This is a genomic window from Microbacterium wangyouchuni (assembly GCF_051546305.1).
Taxonomy (GTDB): Bacteria; Actinomycetota; Actinomycetes; order Actinomycetales; family Microbacteriaceae; genus Microbacterium.
This window is the reverse complement of record NZ_JBPTMA010000007.1, coordinates 56,376-75,114: the sequence shown is the minus strand read 5'-3', so window position 1 is coordinate 75,114 and position 18,739 is coordinate 56,376. Positions and strand designations below refer to the sequence as shown.

General features: G+C 66.0%; 15 protein-coding genes and 1 other RNA gene. All 16 read left to right on the top strand.

The window, feature by feature from the left end; genetic code table 11:
* Positions 1–5 precede the first annotated feature (5 nt).
* An RNA gene (ffs, locus tag ACSS7Z_RS14195) (signal recognition particle sRNA small type) lies at positions 6–102 on the top strand.
* Positions 103–164: 62 nt separating this feature from the next.
* Positions 165–752, top strand: a complete 588-nt coding sequence (locus ACSS7Z_RS14190) for a rhomboid family intramembrane serine protease (protein ID WP_438255521.1) — start codon at positions 165–167, stop codon at positions 750–752.
* Entirely contained in the window at positions 749–1,414 is a 666-nt protein-coding gene (locus ACSS7Z_RS14185; RefSeq protein ID WP_438255520.1) for a hypothetical protein, read from the top strand. Before ACSS7Z_RS14190 ends, ACSS7Z_RS14185 begins: the two co-directional genes overlap by 4 nt.
* Before the next feature lie 9 nt (positions 1,415–1,423).
* Complete coding sequence (pta, locus tag ACSS7Z_RS14180) at positions 1,424–3,538, top strand: phosphate acetyltransferase (protein ID WP_438255519.1); 2,115 nt, start codon at positions 1,424–1,426, stop codon at positions 3,536–3,538.
* On the top strand, positions 3,535–4,758 hold the full coding sequence (locus tag ACSS7Z_RS14175; protein ID WP_438255518.1) for an acetate/propionate family kinase: 1,224 nt from the start codon (positions 3,535–3,537) through the stop codon (positions 4,756–4,758). The genes pta and ACSS7Z_RS14175 overlap by 4 nt, the downstream gene beginning before the upstream one ends.
* Positions 4,755–5,372 carry an NAD(P)-dependent oxidoreductase gene (locus ACSS7Z_RS14170; protein WP_438255517.1) on the top strand — a complete coding sequence of 206 codons (618 nt, stop codon included), beginning with the start codon at positions 4,755–4,757 and terminating at the stop codon, positions 5,370–5,372. Before ACSS7Z_RS14175 ends, ACSS7Z_RS14170 begins: the two co-directional genes overlap by 4 nt.
* A gap of 109 nt (positions 5,373–5,481) precedes the next feature.
* Positions 5,482–6,237 carry an HAD-IA family hydrolase gene (locus ACSS7Z_RS14165; RefSeq protein WP_438255516.1) on the top strand — a complete coding sequence of 252 codons (756 nt, stop codon included), beginning with the start codon at positions 5,482–5,484 and terminating at the stop codon, positions 6,235–6,237.
* Entirely contained in the window at positions 6,234–8,750 is a 2,517-nt protein-coding gene (locus ACSS7Z_RS14160; protein ID WP_438255515.1) for a glycoside hydrolase family 65 protein, read from the top strand. Before ACSS7Z_RS14165 ends, ACSS7Z_RS14160 begins: the two co-directional genes overlap by 4 nt.
* Positions 8,751–8,753: 3 nt before the next feature.
* Positions 8,754–9,839, top strand: coding sequence for a DUF2207 family protein (locus tag ACSS7Z_RS14155; RefSeq protein ID WP_438255514.1), 1,086 nt, complete (start codon positions 8,754–8,756; stop codon positions 9,837–9,839).
* Positions 9,840–9,886: 47 nt separating this feature from the next.
* A complete protein-coding gene (locus tag ACSS7Z_RS14150) occupies positions 9,887–10,405 on the top strand; it encodes a hypothetical protein (protein WP_438255513.1) in 519 nt (172 codons plus the stop codon).
* Between the two features lie 48 nt (positions 10,406–10,453).
* Positions 10,454–12,685 carry a DNA polymerase III subunit gamma and tau gene (locus ACSS7Z_RS14145; protein WP_438255512.1) on the top strand — a complete coding sequence of 744 codons (2,232 nt, stop codon included), beginning with the start codon at positions 10,454–10,456 and terminating at the stop codon, positions 12,683–12,685.
* Positions 12,685–13,278 (top strand): recombination mediator RecR, encoded by a 594-nt coding sequence (recR, locus tag ACSS7Z_RS14140; protein WP_438255511.1) that lies wholly within the window; start codon positions 12,685–12,687, stop codon positions 13,276–13,278. The genes ACSS7Z_RS14145 and recR overlap by 1 nt, the downstream gene beginning before the upstream one ends.
* Positions 13,279–13,312: 34 nt before the next feature.
* Positions 13,313–14,227 (top strand): DMT family transporter, encoded by a 915-nt coding sequence (locus ACSS7Z_RS14135; RefSeq protein WP_438255510.1) that lies wholly within the window; start codon positions 13,313–13,315, stop codon positions 14,225–14,227.
* Positions 14,228–14,517: 290 nt separating this feature from the next.
* Positions 14,518–15,804: an aspartate kinase gene (locus ACSS7Z_RS14130; protein ID WP_438255509.1), complete on the top strand. Its 1,287-nt coding sequence runs from the start codon at positions 14,518–14,520 to the stop codon at positions 15,802–15,804.
* A gap of 165 nt (positions 15,805–15,969) precedes the next feature.
* Positions 15,970–17,040, top strand: coding sequence for an aspartate-semialdehyde dehydrogenase (locus tag ACSS7Z_RS14125; protein WP_438255508.1), 1,071 nt, complete (start codon positions 15,970–15,972; stop codon positions 17,038–17,040).
* Positions 17,041–17,261: 221 nt separating this feature from the next.
* Positions 17,262–18,731, top strand: a complete 1,470-nt coding sequence (locus tag ACSS7Z_RS14120) for a malate:quinone oxidoreductase (RefSeq protein ID WP_438255507.1) — start codon at positions 17,262–17,264, stop codon at positions 18,729–18,731.
* Positions 18,732–18,739 lie beyond the last annotated feature (8 nt).

The window sequence follows — 18,739 nt, the reverse complement described above, 5'->3', positions numbered from 1 at the left end:
TTATTGGCGGCTCTCCGCGTGGCAGCATCCAGGCCAATTCCCCCAGGACGGAAACGTAGCAAGGGTAACCGGGCTCTGCTGGGTGCGCGGAGGGTCTTTTCTTTGCCCGGAATCCTGTCCCGATGATCCGGGCGTCGCCCAGCTGGGCCTGCGAGGATTATCACGTGAGCACAACTCCCGCCGCCGAGAAACCGAACGCCGTCGCGCGCTTCGCTTCGCCCGTGGCGCTGCTCGCATTGATGTGGCTGATCCAGATTGCGGATGCCGTGCTCCCTGGCTCTTTCACGGGCTTCGGGTTGCGTTCTTGGGACTTCGCGAGCCTCCCCGGCATCGTGCTGGGACCGCTGCTGCATTCGGGCTGGCCGCATCTGATCGCGAACACGTTCCCGTTCCTCGTGCTCGGGTGTCTGGTCGCGATCGAGGGCGCTCGCCGATTCTGGTTCGTCACACTGATCGTTGTTCTCATCGGCGGCGCCGGCACTTGGCTGGTGAACGCGCCCGGCGCGCTGACGGTCGGTGCGTCCGGTCTCGTTTTCGGCTACTTCGCGTACGTCGTCGTGCGGGTGCTGTCACCTCGTCCGATCGCACACCGCATCGCCTACGCGCTCATCGCCCTGATCGTCATCGTGCTCTACGGTGGGTCGATGATCGCCGGCATCGTGGGCGTTGGGCCGGGAATCTCCTGGCAGGCGCACCTGTTCGGCGGCATCGGCGGAGGGATCGCCGCGCTCGCGGGAGCACAGCGCCGATGACGAAAGCGCCGCCGAAGAAAGCGCCGACGAAGAAAGCGCCGACGAAGAAAGCGCCGACGAAGAAGGCCAGAAAGAAGCCGTCATCTCGGCGGCGGCGCTCCCGGCGCCCCGGCCTCGTCGTCGGTGCTGCATTGACGCTGTCCGCTCTGCTCATCGTGCTCATCCCGGTAGCGACCGCCCATGATCCGGTCGTGCTGTGCGCTGAGGATCCGGCGAGCTTTCCCGAGTCCGGCATCGCCGGGTGGAACGGGGAGCAGCTGGAGAATGCGGCGGTGATCATCCGCACAGCCTCCGGGCACGGGTTCCCCCGCGACGGACAGATCCTTGGCGTGATGACAGCGATGGGCGAGAGCAGTCTGCGCAACATCGACTACGGCGACTGGGAGACATCCGGGGTCACCAACCCGGATGGCCAGCGCACCAGCAGCATCGGACTGTTCCAGCAGCAGGAGTGGTGGGGGAGCGTGGAGACACGAATGGACCCGGCTGGAGCCGCATCCCTCTTCTACACGCGCCTTGCGCGCCTGCCCGACTGGCAGAGCATGGAGCCGACGCTGGCCATCCACCGTGTGCAGATCAACACCGACCCGCAGCACTACGCACGCTTCCAGACGGATGCCACCGCCATCGTCGAAGCGCTTTCCGGTCCGTGCCAGGCGTAGGCTTACCGCGTGGCTCGTAGCATTTACATCACCTCGGCCGAAGGCCATTCCGGAAAATCGACCGTTGCGCTGGGAGTTCTTGATGCGCTCATGCGGGTGACCCCGCGGGTGGGCGTTTTTCGTCCGATCGCGCGCTCGTCGGCGGAGCGCGACTACGTGCTCGAGCTCATGCTCGCTCACGACGGCGTGCATCTTGAATACGACGACTGCGTCGGCGTCAGCTACGACGAGGTGCGCGACAACCCGGACCGTGCGCTTGCCACGATCGTCTCGCGGTTCAAAGCCGTCGAGGCGCAGTGCGACAGCGTCGTGATCATCGGCAGCGACTACACCGATGTCGCCAGCCCCGCCGAACTCGGCTACAACGCCCGCATCGCCGCCAACCTCGGCGCCCCGGTGCTGCTTGTTCTCGGCGGTCGCGATCAGCAGGCCCATGCCGAGCAGCTCGGCACCTCGACCGCGCGCACCGCCGCCGCCGTCGGACAGATCGCCTCGCTTGCGCTGTCGGAACTCGAGGAGGAACGCGCCGAACTCTTCGCCGTGATCGTCAACCGGGCCGACCCTGATGCCATGCAGCCGGCCATCGATGCGGTTCGCGCAGCACACGCTCCGACCACCCCGGTCTGGGCGATCCCGGAGGACCGGACGCTGGTTGCTCCATCCATCCGCGGCATCCTCGCCGCCGTTGACGGACGCCTGGTCAAGGGCGACCCCGATCTGCTCACGCGCGAAGCGCTGAGTGTGGTGGTCGCCGGCATGTCGATGGTCAATGTGCTTCCGCGCCTGACCGAGGACGCCGTCGTCGTCATTCCCGCCGACCGCACCGAGGTGCTGCTGGCGATTCTCCTGGCGGATGCCGCGGGCACATTCCCCTCGATCGCCGGTGTGATCTTGAACGGGCCGTTCCCCCTGCCGGCGCCGATCGAGCAACTGCTGGACGGGCTCGCCTCGTCGGTGCCGATCATCGCTACCGACCACGGCACCTACGACACGGCGGTACGGGTGATGGGTGCGCGCGGGCGTCTCGCCGCGGACTCGCGGCATCGGTACGACCGGGCGCTCGGGCTGTTCCAGACCCATGTCGACATCACGGAACTCACCACGCAGTTGGGCCTGGCCGAATCGCGCGTGGTCACACCGCTCATGTTCGAGTACGGGCTCATCGAGCGTGCTCGCGCTGACCGCAAGCGCATCGTGCTGCCCGAGGGTGAGGACGACCGCATCCTGCGCGCAGCGGCGACGCTGATCGCTCGCGATGTCGCAGACCTGACGATCCTCGGCGATGCGGCCAGCATTCACGTCCGCGCCACCGAGCTGGGCATCGACATCTCCGCTGCCCAGATCCTCAGCCCGACCGATCCGGAGTATGTCGCGCGCTTCGCGGAGGAGTACGCGCGACTGCGCGCGCACAAGGGCATCACACTCCAGCAGGCCGCAGACACCGTCACCGACGTCTCCTACTTTGGGACGCTGATGGTGCACCTCGGACTCGCCGACGGCATGGTCTCCGGTGCCACGCACACCACGGCGCACACGATCCGGCCCTCGTTCGAGATCATCAAGACCCGCCCCGGTGTGGACGTCGTCTCCAGCGTGTTCCTGATGGCGCTCGCCGACCGAGTCCTGGTCTACGGCGACTGCGCAGTGATTCCCGACCCCACGAGCACCCAGCTCGCCGACATCGCGATCTCATCGGCCGCAACCGCACAGCAGTTCGGAATCGACCCGCGCGTGGCGATGCTGTCGTATTCGACGGGTGAATCAGGATCCGGCGCCGAGGTCGACAAAGTTCGCGAGGCGACCGCCCTCGTACGCGAGCGGTCACCCAAGCTTCCGGTCGAGGGGCCGATCCAATACGACGCCGCAGCCGACGCTGCGGTCGCCAAAGCAAAGCTGCCCGATTCGGCTGTCGCCGGCCGAGCAACGGTGTTCGTCTTCCCCGACCTCAACACCGGCAACAACACGTACAAAGCCGTGCAGCGTTCGGCCGGAGCCGTCGCGATCGGCCCGGTGCTGCAGGGCTTGAACAAACCCATCAACGATCTGTCACGCGGAGCGCTTGTCGACGACATCGTCAACACCGTCGCGATCACTGCGATTCAGGCGCAGACAGGAGCAGTATGAGCGTCGTCCTCGTCATCAACAGCGGTTCGTCCTCGCTGAAGTACAGCCTCATGGACATGGAGCGCGAGGTGCCGCTCGGCGAGGGGCTCATCGAGCGGATCGGCCAGGAGTCCGGTGAGATCACGCACACCGTGCGGCGCATCACGAGCCCCGGCGAACCTGCCCCGACGCTGCTGGACATCGATCACCGCAGCGAGCGCCGCATCGCCGATCATGACGAGGCGATGTCGGTGATGCTCGAGCAGTTCGCCGAGCACGGCCCGCAGCTTTCCGAGCATCCGCCCGTCGCTGTCGGCCACCGCGTCGTCCACGGCGGAGCGCGCTTCTTCGCGCCCACGGTTATCGACGACCTCATCGAGATCAACATCGAAGACCTCTCGGTGCTCGCGCCGCTGCACAACCCGGGCGCCGTCGCCGGCATCCGCGCCGGGCGCCGCAGTTTTGCCGACGTGCCCCACGTCGCGATCTTCGATACGGCATTCCATCAGACGCTGCCACCGGCCGCTTACACCTATGCGATCGACACCAGGGTCGCCGCCCGGCACCGGGTGCGCCGCTACGGCTTTCACGGCACGAGCCACAAGTATGTCTCTGAGCAGGCGGCGGCTTTCGTGGGCCGCCCGCTCGCAGAGCTCAAGCAGATCGTCTTCCACCTCGGCAATGGTGCTTCGGTCACTGCTGTCGACGGTGGCCTGTCGGTGGAGACGTCGATGGGAATGACACCGCTGGAGGGGCTGGTGATGGGCACCCGCTCGGGCGACATCGACCCGGCGGTGGTGCTGCACCTCAGCAGGGTCGCGCAGATGAGCACCCGAGAGATCGATGAGTTGCTCAACAAGAAGAGCGGCCTGCTGGGGCTTGCCGGTCGCGCCGACATGCGCGACATCCTCGCGGGCGTCGAAGCGGGGGAGCAAGCTGCTTCGCTCGCCTTCGACGTCTACATTCACCGGCTGCGCGCCTACGCCGGCGCATACATCGCCCAGCTCGGCGGGGTGGATGTCATCTCCTTCACCGCCGGTGTCGGCGAAAACGCCGCCCGCGTTCGCGCAGAGGCCCTCGCTACGCTCGGCTTCCTCGGCGTCGAGATCGATGCTGAGCGCAACGCCACGCGCGCGCCAGGCATCCGCCGCATCTCGACGGATGCTTCGACGGTCGATGTTCTCGTTGTGCCGACGGATGAAGAGCTCGAGATCGCTCGCCAGGCGCTGAGCGCAGCATGAGGATCATCATCTTCGGCGCCACCGGCGGCGTCGGTCAGCACGCCGTGCGGCGCGCGCTCGCGGCAGGTCACGACGTCACCGCCTTCGTGCGAACCCCCGAAAAACTCGAACAGCAGGACGGCGTCACTATCCGGCAGGGTGACGCTTTCGATGCGGCCGCGGTCATTGATGCCGTCTCGGGGCACGATGCCGTGATCTCGGCGCTGTCATCGTCGCAGGCTCTGAAGAGATCCAACGAACTCGAGCGGATGACGCAGAACATCATCCGCGGGATGCAACAGGCGGGTGTGAGCCGCATCGCGTACTGCGCCTCGGCCGGTGTCGATGGCGAGCTGACCGGTGTGATCGGAAAGGGCATCGCCTGGGTGCTGCGCAACGCGCTCGCCGATCACCGCGCTGCGCTCGATCACATCAATGCGGCCGGACTCAACGTCACCGTTGCCCGGCCCACCTCACTGAACGATGCCGCGTTCATCGCGGATTATGTCGAGACATTCGAGGGGATGCCACCGATGTCCCGCCCGATCCCGCGCGCCTCAGTGGCAGATTTTTTGGTGAAGTCGCTCGAGCAGCCCGACATCTACAGCAACACATCCGTGGGGCTGAGTCTGTAAGAGGCGTGTGCGTTCGGCGCTGGTCTTCTCCCGGACCCCGGGGCCCCGATACGCTGGCCTGATGGCACCGAGGTGCCGGACCATTCTTTCTCGCTGTTTGGAGGACTGCGTGCCCGAAACCGTGCCCGACCTGCGCCGCGCCGAAGGCGTGCTGTTCGATCTTGATGGAGTGCTCACTCCCACCGCCGAGGTGCACATGCGCGCCTGGACAGCGGTCTTCGCGGAGGTGTTCGAGCTCTGGGGGGTCGCGCCGGCCTACACCGATGCCGACTATTACGCGTACGTCGACGGCAAGCGCCGCTACGACGGCGTCGCGAGTCTGCTGCGCAGCCGAAATGTGGAGATTCCCTGGGGAGATCCCGGTGATGGGCCCGATATGCAGACCATCTGCGGCATCGGCAACCGTAAGAACGCCGCGTTCGCTGCCGCGCTGCGCGCTGGTGGTGTCGCACCGTTCCCCGGCTCGCTCGCACTGCTCGAGGTGTTGGCCGCAGCAGGCGTGCCGATGGGGGTCGTGTCCAGCTCGTCGAACGCCGAGGAGGTTCTGGAGACCGCCGGCATCCGCGATTTCTTCACCGTCGTCATCGACGGCAAAGTCGCCGCACGCGACGGGCTCGCGTCTAAGCCCGCGCCGGACATGTTCCGCGCCGGAGCCGTCTCGCTGGGTGTGAACCCGGGCGCGAGCGTGGCCGTGGAGGATGCTGTGGCCGGCGTCGCTTCGGCTGCCGCTGCCGGTTACGCGACTGTCATCGGCGTCGATCGAGGTGCCGGTGCCGTCGTGCTCCGGGAAGTCGGCGCCACCACTGTCATCGACGACCTTGCCCGACTGCTCCCGCCCGACACCGATGCCCCGGAGACCGCATGATCGATCGCGACCGCTTTCCCGTCGACCCGTGGCGTCTCACCGAGACGCGGTACACCGAGGACGGCGTCTCCGAGACGATCTTTGCGGTGGCCAATGGCTATCTCGGCCTGCGCGGAAACCACATCGAAGGCCGCGGAGCGCATGAGCATGGCACCTTCGTCAATGGACTGCACGAGACCTGGCCGATCCGCCACGCTGAGCAGGCATACGGCTTCGCCGAGGTCGGACAGACCATCGTCAACGCTCCGGATGCCAAGGTCATGCGCGTCTACGTCGATGACGAGCCGCTCTCCTTCGACGAGGCCGATGTGCGCGAGTATTCGCGCACGCTGGATATGCGCACCGGAGTTCTGGAGCGGATCACCGTGTGGGAAACCCCCAGTGGCAAGCGGATCCGCATGCGCGATGAGCGTCTGGTCAGCTTCGAAGAGCGCCACCTCGCGATCCTGCGTCTGGACATCACGGTGGAGAACTCGGATGCCCCAGTCACGATCAGCTGCCAGCTGCTGAACCGTCAGGACGGCGGCAACGTCTACACCGGTGATCCGATGGGGAAGAAGCAGCAGGCCGGCTTCGACCCGCGCAAGAGCGAGCGGATCACGGAGCGAGTGCTGGAGCCGGGCGAGTACTGGCAGGACGGCTTGCGCTCTGCGCTGTCGTACCGGGTCGCCGATTCCGGTATGACGGTCGCCGTCGTCGCCGATCACGTGATCGAAACCGACAACGACTACAGCGCACGTCAGTACATCGAACCCGACATCGCGAAGAATGTGATCCGGGTGCAGGCCAAGGCCGGCATCCCGATTCGGATCACCAAACTCGTCAGCTATCACACCTCTCGCGGAGTCCCACCGCGTGAGCTCATCGACCGATGCCGCCGCTCGCTCGATCGAGCCGCCATCGAGGGTGTCGACGAGCAATACCGCAAGCAGACTGAGTGGCTTACCGGCTTCTGGGATCGCTCCGATGTGCGGATCGAAGGGCGCGACGACCTGCAGCAGGCCACCCGCTGGTGCCTGTTCCAGCTCGCACAGGCCTCTGCGCGCGCTGACGGGACCGGCGTGCCGGCCAAGGGCCTCACCGGGTCTGGCTACAGCGGCCACTACTTCTGGGACACCGAGATCTACGTGCTGCCGTTCTTGACCTATACGACACCGCAGTGGGCACGCAACGCGCTGCGCGCCCGGGTGCTCATGCTGCCGGCCGCCCGGCGCCGGGCATCCCAGCTGAACGAAGCGGGCGCCCTGTTTCCCTGGCGGACCATCAACGGTGAAGAGGCATCGGCGTACTATGCCGCCGGTACCGCGCAGTACCACATCAACGCCGACATCAACTTCGCACTCGGAAAATACGTACGGGCGACCGGCGACGACGACTTCCTTCATCGCGAGGGCGCAGATGTTGCCGTTGAGACGGCCCGGCTGTGGGCGACGCTCGGGTTCTGGCGCACGTCGAACGGTGCGTCGACTGGCGTCGGTCGCCATCCAGAGACCGACACCTTCCACATCCACGGTGTCACCGGGCCCGACGAGTACACCACCGTCGTCAACGACAACCTGTTCACCAACGTGATGGCCAGGCACAACCTGCGTTATGCCGCCCGTGTTGTGCGTGAGATCGCCGAGGATGACCCGGCCGCGTACGAGGCGCTCGTCGAGCGCGTGGGGCTGGGAGAAGGCGAACCGGATGCCTGGGATCAGGCCGCCGAGGCGATCAACATCCCGTACAGCGAGCGACTGGGCATCCACCCGCAGGACGCCATGTTCCTCGAACGCGAGATCTGGGATCTCGAGCACACGCCTAAAGAGCAGCATCCGCTATTGCTGCACTTCCACCCGCTGGTGATCTACCGCTTCCAGGTGCTCAAGCAGGCGGATGTCGTGCTCGCACTCTTCCTGCAGGGGAACCATTTCACCGCCGAGGAGAAGCTCGCAGATTTCCAGTACTACGACCCGCTGACCACCGGGGATTCGACGCTGTCGGCCGTGGTGCAGGCGATTCTTGCCGCCGAGGTCGGGTATCAGGATCTCGCGCTGGAGTACTTTCAGCAGTCGCTGTTCGTCGATCTCGGCGACCTGCACCACAACTCGTCAGACGGTGTGCATGTCGCATCGGCCGGTGGCGTCTGGACGGCGCTCGTGTGCGGATTCGGTGGCATGCGCGACCACGCCGGGGAGTTGAGCTTCGACCCGCGGCTGCCCGCGGAGTGGCCGTCGCTGTCGTATCCGCTGCAGTGGCAGGGTACGACACTGGATGTGACGCTGACGCGGGAAGAACTGAGGGTGGCTGTGCGAGACGGTGACCCCGTGTCGTTCACTGTTCGCGGGGAGGAATGCACCGTGACTGCAGAGCAGGATGTCGTGGTCGCGCTGGCAGATCAGGGGCCGGTCATTCCCGGACGCCCGACCCTGCGCGCGTTCCAGGACGCCCGACGTGAGGACGGCACACGGCTGTCGGCATCCGTTCCGGTCATGACGAACGCCCTCCCGATCATCAGCGTGTTCGAAGACTGATCGGTGAGCCCCGTCCTTCTCCTCATCACCATCGTGATCATCGTCGTGCCTGTGCTGATTCTGCTTGCACTCGCCATCGTGGCTCGGGTGCAGTCGCATCGGCTGCCGAAATCTCCTGGGCCGCGCTTCGCGCCGGAAACTGAGGGGACGGTCATCCGCGACGCACTGCTGCTGAATCAGGACCGCAGAGCGATGGCCGCGGCTCTGGTCGACCTTGCAATCAGGCGGAAAGTGCGCCTGTTGCGCCCGGCCGCAGAAGACGGCAAGCGCGCTGCGATCTCGGTGGAGACGGTTGAAGGTGCGTCCTTCACAGCATCCGAAGTCGCGGTGCTGGAGGCGCTGTTCGGCAGGGAGAGCGCGTCAGAGCGAGTGCGCCGGTTCAGCTCGGACTCCCGGTTGCTCGGCCGTCGGGTGCGTGCGGTGTTGGATACCGAAGAGCACCGCGGCGTCAGCGCCGGGCTGATCGCGCAAGGCCGATGCACCTGGCCGGTTGTGCTGCTGCGGATCTTCGCTGCGGCAGGGGTGCTGTGCTCCCTTATCTGGATGCTCGGAACGATGTCTTCGGACACCGGGACGGACTGGCTCGCATTCAGCGCTGCGCTGGTGGGCTTTCTGGTGGTCCTCGCCGTGTTCTTCGTCATCCCCCGACCATGGCGACGGTTCACTCGCGAGGCTGAGCCGCTGCGTGCGCACCTGGCCGGGATGCGGGAGTACATCGATCTCGCGGAGAAAGAGCCGCTGCGGTTTCTGCAGTCGGTGCAGGGCGCTCTGCCGAGTGCGGATGTGTCAGCCGCAGCGCGGCATGAAGGTCTGGAACGGTTTCTGCTGAACGAACGGATGCTGCCCTACGCGGTGCTGTTCGGCATGGAGAAGTCGTGGCTGGCTGCGCTGGGGGAGCACGCCGGCGAGTTGCGCTCGACCGGCGATCTCGGAGACATCGGCGACATCGCCGAGGCAGCATTCGAGGTTCTCGCCGTGATCGAACTCGTGGGCGGAGTGCTCCAGCTGGTGCGCTCGGTGGGGGAGTTGGCGGATGCCGCAGGCTCTGCGGCCGAGTTCGTCGGCGGCGTTTTCGACGCACTGCCCTGATCGAGATGGCAGTTAACCCACGACGAATGCGCCTGCGGGGCTGCGCAGTGCTTCTTGCTGCGTTGCTGGGTCTCACTGCCTGTGCTCCGCCGTTTCCGGAGCCACCGAACACGATCGGCGCAGATTATCCCGGCGCGATCCCAGTGTCTGTCGCCTGGCCATCGGATTGGCTGGAAGGAGTCCCCGGCGAATCCCACGCGGCCGGCTGGCCCATCGTGGGGCTGCAGCTGGAGTATGTCAACAGGCGATGGATGTGGCGCGTGCGCAACCCCGACCCCGGTCGCGATATTTTCGGCGAATCGATTGCAGAACCCGATCGGGCGAGAGAAGCTCTCATCGATGCCAGCACATTGACGCTGGTCGACGAGCGCCACGTCGTGCTGACAGAGGCAGAACTCGCCGGCGTCGAGATGAGTGCCTACGAGGCCGCACAGCTTTCTGGTGAGGTCTATCCGGGTCCGCGGTTGATCGGGCTGACGCAGAAGAGCGAAGGCGGGCGTACGGTCTGGGAGATCACCACCTACGACACGGAGACCGGCGTGGTGTCGGTAACCACAGCGGGCTGACTGCACAGGACAGATCCGGATGTCAGCGGTACGCCGTAGGCTGTTGAGGTGACCACAGCCCTGTACCGCCGATACCGGCCTGAGAACTTCGGCGAGATGATCGGGCAGTCCCAGGTGACTGACCCGCTGATGACGGCGCTACGTAGCGACCGGGTCGGGCACGCGTATCTTTTCTCCGGTCCCCGCGGATGCGGAAAGACCACGTCAGCTCGAATTCTCGCGCGCTGTCTGAACTGTGCAGAGGGCCCCACGGACACCCCGTGCGGCACCTGCCCGAGCTGTGTCGAACTGTCCCGTGCTGGCGGCGGATCGCTGGACGTCGTCGAGATTGACGCGGCCAGCCATAACGGTGTCGATGATGCGCGCGACCTTCGGGAGCGGGCGACTTTCGCCCCCAGCCGCGATCGGTTCAAGATCTTCATCCTCGATGAGGCGCACATGGTGACCCCACAGGGGTTCAACGCGCTGCTGAAGCTCGTCGAGGAGCCGCCGGCGCACGTGAAGTTCATCTTCGCGACGACCGAACCCGACAAGGTTCTCGGCACCATCCGCTCACGCACGCACCACTACCCGTTCCGTCTGGTTCCACCGGCCGCAATGCTCGACTACGTCGAAAAGCTTTGCGTCGAAGAGGGCGTGCAGGTCGCGCAGGGCGTACTGCCGCTGGTCGTGCGCGCCGGCGGCGGCTCGCCTCGTGACACGCTGTCGCTGCTTGACCAGCTGATCGCCGGTTCTGACGGCGACTCGGTCGCCTATGAACGCGCGGTCTCGCTGCTGGGCTACACGCATGGTGCGCTTCTCGATGAGATCGTCGACGCGCTCGCATCGGGAGATGCCGCCGGAGCCTTCACCGGTATCGACCGGGTCGTGCAGACCGGACAGGATCCGCGCCGGTTCGTCGATGACCTGCTCGAGCGGCTGCGAGATCTGATCGTGATCGCCGCGGTCGGCGACGGCGCCTCGGCAGTGCTGCGCGGGCTCGCCGAAGACGAGCTGGCGCGCATGCGCGCGCAGGCTGCGGCCTATGGCACTGCGCGGCTTTCCCGGACGGCCGATGTCGTCAGTGCGGCACTGGATGACATGGCCGGCGCCACGTCTCCCCGCCTGCACCTGGAGCTTATGATCGCCCGCGTGCTCAGCGCCGTCGGTACAGGTTCGGCGGTGGATGCTGCGCCCGCTGTGGCTGCGGCTGTGCCCGCTGCCGCCGCTGCTCCGGTCGCGGCTGTGCCTGCGGCTGTGCCTGCGGCTGCTCCGGTCGCGCCCGCCATTCCGAAAGCTGCACCCGAACAGCCGACCCCGGACGCTGCGCCCGCCATTCCGAAAGCTGCACCCGCGCCGGTAACCCCGGACGCCGCATCGCCGACTCCGAAAGCTGCGCCCGCACCCGCACCTTCGCGCCCGGACGCTGCCCCTGCGCCCACGCCAGCTGAACCAGCCGCTGCTCCGGTCGCACAGTCGGCCCCGGAGTCCGCGCCCGCGGCATCCGGCCCGGTCGACTTCGCTCGTATCCGCGCGGCGTGGCCAGCCATCCTCACCCGACTCGAGGGCCTCAGCCGGATGTCGTGGCTGCTGGTCACGACGGTACAGCCGCTCGATTTTGATTCCGACTCCGATGTGCTGACGGTCGGCTTTGTCAACCAGCAGGACGTCGCCCAGTTCAAGGGCACGAAACCCGGTGACGGGGCATCCGATCACCTGCGCACGGCGATCGAACAGGAGCTCGGCGTGCGGGTGAAGTACCGCCCCGCGCCGCTGCCTCCGACGACGTCGGCGCACGCGGCTGCGCCCGCACCTGTGCATACGGCTCCAAAGCAGGCGCAGCAGTCCGCACCGCAGAAGGCAGCGCCATCGACGCCCGTGACTGAGTGGGCGGTTGCCGCGATCCCCAGTGCGGACCCCGTGGCGGTACCGCAGCAGTTCCCGGTCGATGAAGAGCCCGCTGAGGTGGAAGCATCCGCGCCGCTGCCTCCGCGTGATGGTGTGCCGGATCGTGACGAGCCGCCGCTGCCCGGCGACGATGACGCTCCGTACCCCGATGACGAGCCACCGTACGAGCCGCCGAGTTCGTATCAGGCTTCCGCTGCGAAACCTGCCGCACCCGCCCCGCAGGCCGCGGCACCGGACGCCGCACCCGCCCCGCAGCGCGCCGCGCCCACCATCACGACCCGCACGCCGGGCAACGGGGGAGTGCAACGCTACGGCGAGGCCGTCATTCGACAGGTCCTCGACGCCACTTTTGTGCGCGAAGAGCCCTATGAGCCCCCGACGAGGTTCGCCTGATGTACGACGGCATCGTTCAGGAACTGATCGACGAGTTCGGTCGGCTGCCCGGCATCGGTCCGAAATCCGCGCAGCGCATCACCTTCCATATTCTGCAGACGCCGTCATTCGACGTGGCGCGGCTGTCTGAGCTGCTCTCCGAGGTACGTGCGCGCGTGCGCTTCTGCGAGGTCTGCGGAAACGTCTCCGAGCAGGATCGCTGCACGATCTGCCGTGATCCGCGCCGCAACCCCGCGTTGATCTGCGTTGTCGAAGACGCCAAGGATGTGTCGGCGATCGAACGCACCCGTGAGTTCCGCGGGCTGTACCACGTACTGGGCGGTGCGATCAGTCCGATCGCGGGCGTCGGCCCCGACGACCTGCGCATCACACAGTTGATGACGCGCCTCGCCGATGGCACCGTGCAAGAGGTCATCCTCGCCACGAACCCCAACCTCGAGGGCGAAGCAACCGCCAGCTACCTCAGCCGATTGCTCACCACGATGCAGATCACGGTCTCGCGTCTGGCATCCGGTCTGCCTGTCGGCGGTGACCTCGAATACGCAGACGAGGTCACTCTCGGCCGCGCGTTCGAAGGACGTCGCACGTTGTGAACAGCAGTCAGCGCGGCAGCCTTCGGACGATGCGATGAACGCTCACGGCGGCTTCACCCGAAAGGGCTGGCTGCTGTTCGGCGCCATGGGATTCCTGTGGGGCATCCCCTACCTATTCATCAGCATCGCCGTCGAGTCTTACTCTCCGCCGGCGATCGTCGCCGGCCGCGCGATCATCGGCGCTCTCGTGCTGCTGCCGTTCGCTCTGCGCAGCGGTGCGTTGAAGCCGGCGCTGCGTAAATGGCCGTGGGTGCTGGCCTTCGCCGCCGTCGAGATCGCCGGGCCCTTCGTGCTGCTCGGCCATGCGGAGATGAGCCTGCCGTCCGGTCTCACCGGACTCCTGGTCGCCACCGTTCCGCTGTTCGCCGCACTCATCGCACTCGGCGGAGGCGATCGCGGCGTACTCCGCCCCGCGCGCGCGATCGGTCTCATCATCGGATTCGCCGGCGTCACAGTCGTGGTCGCGGGCCCCGCACTCGCGCACGGCAATCTGCTCGCCGCTGGTGAGGTGCTGCTGGTGGCGGTGCTGTATGCAATCGCCCCATTCATCGTGGCGAAGAAGCTGGGAGATGTGCCATCGATCGGCGTCATTACGCTGGCACTGATCGCCAACGGCATCTTCTACCTGCCGATCGCGCTGGCTACGCAGCATCAGGTGCCCACCATCGCCGCCACGGCATCGCTGGTGATCCTGGCAATCGTGTGCACGGCGGTGGCATTCCTGGTGTTCTTCGCACTCATCCGCGAAGTCGGCCCGGTGCGCGCACCGCTGTTCACCTACGTCAACCCGGTCGTCGCGATCATCCTGGGAGCGATCGTTCTCTCCGAACCGCTGACCCCGGGGCTGCTGATCGGCTTCCCGCTCATCATCATCGGATGCTGGTTCGCTGGAACAGGTGGGCGCCTGCGTCCCCGCGAGCGCGTACTCGCGCCGCCGCAGACGCCCTGAACCCGATCCTCAGAGCTGCGATTCGACGGGCGCGCCTTCGCGCGCACCCGTTTCGCGGGCTGGTGGCTGGGCATGCTCAGCATCCTCTGGCTCGGGATGCTGTTCGTCTCAGCCGAATTCGTCTGGCCTGCCTTCCCGCTTCTGCTGCTGGCGGGGCACCTGCTTCACACCTGGGCATCGGTCAGATTCGCTGGGTCTGCTCTGAAGCGGCGTCACATGCATTTGGCAGCATACGCAGCGAAAGTACAATGGCCCGTGGGCGGAACTGCCCGAAATCCCTGGGAGTGAACGTGGCCCTCATTGTGCAGAAGTATGGCGGCTCGTCCGTCGCGAATGCCGAAAGCATCAAACGCGTAGCCAAGCGCATCGTCGACACCAGACGCGCCGGGCACGACGTCGTCGTGGCGGTAAGCGCCATGGGCGACACCACCGACGAACTGCTCGAACTCGCCGACCAGGTGGCGCCGATCCCCGCGCCGCGTGAACTCGACATGTTGCTTTCCAGCGGCGAGCGGATCTCGATGGCGCTGCTGGCCATGGCGATCCACTCGATGGGCTTCGAGGCTCGATCATTCACCGGCAGCCAGGCCGGCATGATCACCGACGACCACCACGGTTCGGCGCGCATCGTCGATGTCACCCCGGTGCGCCTGCGTGAAGCGCTCGATGAGGGCGCGATCGTGATCGTCGCCGGATTCCAGGGCTTCAACCGCGACACCCGCGACATCACCACGCTCGGGCGCGGGGGATCGGACACGACCGCCGTCGCACTGGCCGCGGCACTGAATGCCGACGTCTGCGAGATCTACAGCGACGTCGACGGCATCTACACCGCTGACCCGCGCGTCATCCCGCAGGCGCAGAAGCTCGACCACGTCTCGAGCGAGGAGATGCTGGAGCTGGCAGCCAACGGCGCGAAGGTGCTCTACATCCGCGCTGTCGAGTTCGCACGCCGCCACGGTGTGCTCATCCACGCCCGCTCGACGTTCTCGTCGAGCGAAGGCACATACGTTCTGGGCGAGGGTATGAAGAACCCCCGCGAAGCTGAGGGAGAAGTCATGGAAGAACCGATCGTCGCAGGTGTGGCCACCGACATGGGGCAGGCGAAGATCACCGTCGTCGGCGTCCCGGATGTTCCCGGAAAAGCCGCCGAGATCTTCAAGATCGTCGCGAAGTCTGGTGCAAACGTCGACATGATCGTGCAGAACGTGTCGGCGGCGGCGACCGGCCGCGCCGACATCTCGTTCACCCTGCCGAAGGGTGACGCCTCGACCGCACTGAAGGCGCTGGCCGCTGAGCAGTCCGAAGTCGGTTTCGACAGCCTCATCCACGACGACCAGATCGGCAAGCTCTCGGTCGTCGGGGCCGGAATGCGCGTGCACTCCGGTGTATCGGCGACTCTGTTCGAAGCCCTGTCGGTCGCCGGCATCAACATCGAGATGATCTCGACCTCCGAGATTCGCATCTCGGTCGTGCTGCGTGACACCGATCTGGCGGACGCGGCTCGCATCGTGCACACCGCCTACGGTCTCGACGGCCAGGTGGAAGCCGTCGTTCATGCTGGCACCGGCCGCTGACGCTGTCGGTCCCTGAGCCTGTTGGTCCCTGAGCCTGTCGACCCCTGAGCCTGTCGAAGGGTAGACTCGCGAGAACCCTGACATCGGCGCCAGGCGCGGCATCCGCATCCCGACGCCGTGCCTTGCGTCTCGTTCGCTGTATTGCATGACGCCAAGGAAACTCTCATGACCCGCATCTCTGACTCAGGACACTCCGTTGCCATCGTCGGCGCCACCGGCCAGGTGGGCACCGTGATTCGCGAGATTCTCAGCGAGCGGGCGTTCCCAATTCGGGAGTTGCGGCTGTTCTCCTCGGTTCGCTCGGCGGGCAAGACCATTGCGTACGCCGGCGTCGACGTTGTCGTCGAGGACGTCGAGACAGCGGATGCTTCGGGCATCGACATCGCGCTCTTCTCGGCAGGAGCCACGGCCAGCCGTGCCTACGCCGACCGATTCGCAGCGGCAGGAGCGGTCGTCATCGACAACTCCAGCGCGTGGCGCAATGACCCCGAGGTTCCGCTCGTGGTCAGCGAGGTCAACCCGCACGCGATCGATGAGCGTCCGCGCGGCATCATCGCCAACCCGAACTGCACCACCATGGCGATCATGCCGGTGCTGAAGCCGCTGGCAGAAGCAGCAGGCCTCGAGCGCCTCATCGTCTCCACTTACCAGGCCGTTTCCGGCTCTGGCCTTGCTGGTGCGCAGGAGCTGCTCGGACAGGTCGAGAGCGTCCTTGCGCAGGGTGACACCCTGCGCCTCGTGCACGACGGATCGGCCGTCGAGTTCCCGGCGCCGAACAACTACGTGGCTCCCATCGCTTTCGACGTCATCCCGCTGGCCGGATCTGTCGTCGAAGACGGACTGAACGAAACCGACGAAGAGAAGAAACTGCGCAACGAGAGCCGCAAGATCCTCGGGCTGCCGGGACTGCGGGTCGCTGGCACCTGTGTGCGTGTTCCTGTCTTCACCGGACACTCGCTGTCGATCCACGCGGAGTTCGCCGACGACATCACGCCCGAGCGTGCACGCGAGGTCCTTGCCGAGGCTCCGGGTGTCGCGCTGGAAGAGGTTCCGACACCGCTGCATGCGGCAGGCAAGGACCCGAGCTTCGTCGGTCGCATCCGCGCCGACCAGTCCGCGCCGGAGAACAAGGGCCTCGTGCTGTTCGTGAGTAACGACAACCTCCGCAAGGGCGCAGCCCTCAACGCTGTGCAGATCGCCGAGATCGTCGCAGCTCGCCTCACCGTCGCCGCGTAACGCGCGCTGCTTGCGCTGCGCGGGCGGCTGACGCTGTTGCGCGGGGTACACCTGTCGGTCGGTATCCACAGATGTCGGCCGTTCCAACGTGTCTCGGCTGACATCCGTACTTTTCGGCTGACATCTGTGCCGCCGGGAGGTCGGATGCCGGAGGCCGGATGCCGGATGCCGGACGCTCGTCGGTGGTTCTGGGTGTACGGCCGGCGAACTAGGATGGACGGGTGACTGAATCCGTCGACGTTGTACTCATCGGTGGTGGCATCATGAGCGCCACCCTGGGCGCCCTGCTGCACGAACTGCAGCCGGACTGGAAGATCGTCGCCTACGAGCGACTGTCGGATGTGGCCCAGGAAAGCTCCAACCCGTGGAACAACGCGGGCACCGGCCATGCCGCCCTGTGTGAGTTGAACTACATGCCCCGAACCGATGGTCCGCTCGACCCGGCCAAGGCTGTCTCGATCAACGAGCAGTTCCAGCAGAGCAGGCAGTTCTGGTCGTCGCTGGTCAAGCGCGGTGTGCTCGACGAGCCCTCGACCTTCATCAACGCCACCCCGCACATGACATTCGTGCAGGGTGAGAAGGACGTCGCCTACCTCAGGGACCGCTACGAGGTGCTCAAGAAGCAACCGCTGTTCGATGGCATCGAGTACAGCGAAGACTCTCGTGTGATCAACAAGTGGGCGCCGCTGCTGATGCAGCAGCGCCGCAAGGGCGAACCCTTTGCCGCTACGCGTGTGCCCGCCGGCACTGACGTTGATTTCGGCGCACTCACCCACCAGCTTTTCGGCCATCTCAAGGCCAACGGCGTGGAACTGCGCACCAACCACGAGGTCCAAAAGCTTAAGAAGCAGAAGGACGGGACCTGGAACGTCAAGTTCCGCAACAGCCTCGGCCGCACCCCCGGGCAGGTGAACGCGAAGTTCGTGTTCGTCGGCGCTGGCGGTTGGGCGCTCAAGATGCTGCAGCGCTCCGGCATCCCCGAGATCAAGGGCTACGGCGTCTTCCCGATCGGTGGACAGTTCCTCAAGACCTCGAATCCGGATATCGTCGCGAAGCACAAGGCGAAGGTGTACTCGCAGGCATCCGTCGGCGCGCCGCCGATGTCGGTGCCGCACCTGGACACCCGTGTCGTCGACGGCGAAGCGTCGCTGCTGTTCGGTCCGTTCGCGACGTTCAGCCCGAAGTTCCTCAAGAACGGCTCGATGCTCGACATCGTCACCCAGGTGCGCACGCACAACCTGTGGCCGATGCTCCGTGTTGCGTTCGCGAATCCCGATCTGATCACGTACCTCCTCGGCGAACTGACCAAGACGCACCGCAAGAAGGTCGACAGCCTGCGTGTCTTCATGCCCACGGCGAAAGACGAGGACTGGACTCTCATCGAGGCCGGTCAGCGTGCGCAGGTCATGAAGAAGGATGCCAAGAAGGGCGGCGTGCTGCAGTTCGGCACCGAAGTCGTTTCGGCCGCGGACGGCTCGATCGCAGGACTCCTTGGTGCATCGCCCGGAGCATCCACAGCCGTGCCGATCATGCTCCAGCTGTTGCAGAACTGCTTCCCCGAGCAGTACACCGGGTGGGAGCCTGCGCTGCGCGAGCTCATTCCGACGTACGGCCAGAAGCTGAACGACGACGCCGCTGCGGCGGAAGAATCCGTCGCCTCGACCGCCGCCACGCTCAACATCTGGAAGTAGCACCGCGC

Excerpts from the sequence above, each read along its gene's own strand:
- ACSS7Z_RS14135 (WP_438255510.1), top strand. The coding sequence starts at position 13,313 with ATGAACGCTCACGGCGGCTTCACCCGAAAGGGCTGGCTGCTGTTCGGC.
- ACSS7Z_RS14185 (WP_438255520.1), top strand. The coding sequence starts at position 749 with ATGACGAAAGCGCCGCCGAAGAAAGCGCCGACGAAGAAAGCGCCGACG.
- ACSS7Z_RS14170 (WP_438255517.1), top strand. The coding sequence starts at position 4,755 with ATGAGGATCATCATCTTCGGCGCCACCGGCGGCGTCGGTCAGCACGCC.
- ACSS7Z_RS14160 (WP_438255515.1), top strand. The coding sequence starts at position 6,234 with ATGATCGATCGCGACCGCTTTCCCGTCGACCCGTGGCGTCTCACCGAG.
- ACSS7Z_RS14175 (WP_438255518.1), top strand. The coding sequence starts at position 3,535 with ATGAGCGTCGTCCTCGTCATCAACAGCGGTTCGTCCTCGCTGAAGTAC.
- recR (WP_438255511.1), top strand. The coding sequence starts at position 12,685 with ATGTACGACGGCATCGTTCAGGAACTGATCGACGAGTTCGGTCGGCTG.
- ACSS7Z_RS14125 (WP_438255508.1), top strand. The coding sequence starts at position 15,970 with ATGACCCGCATCTCTGACTCAGGACACTCCGTTGCCATCGTCGGCGCC.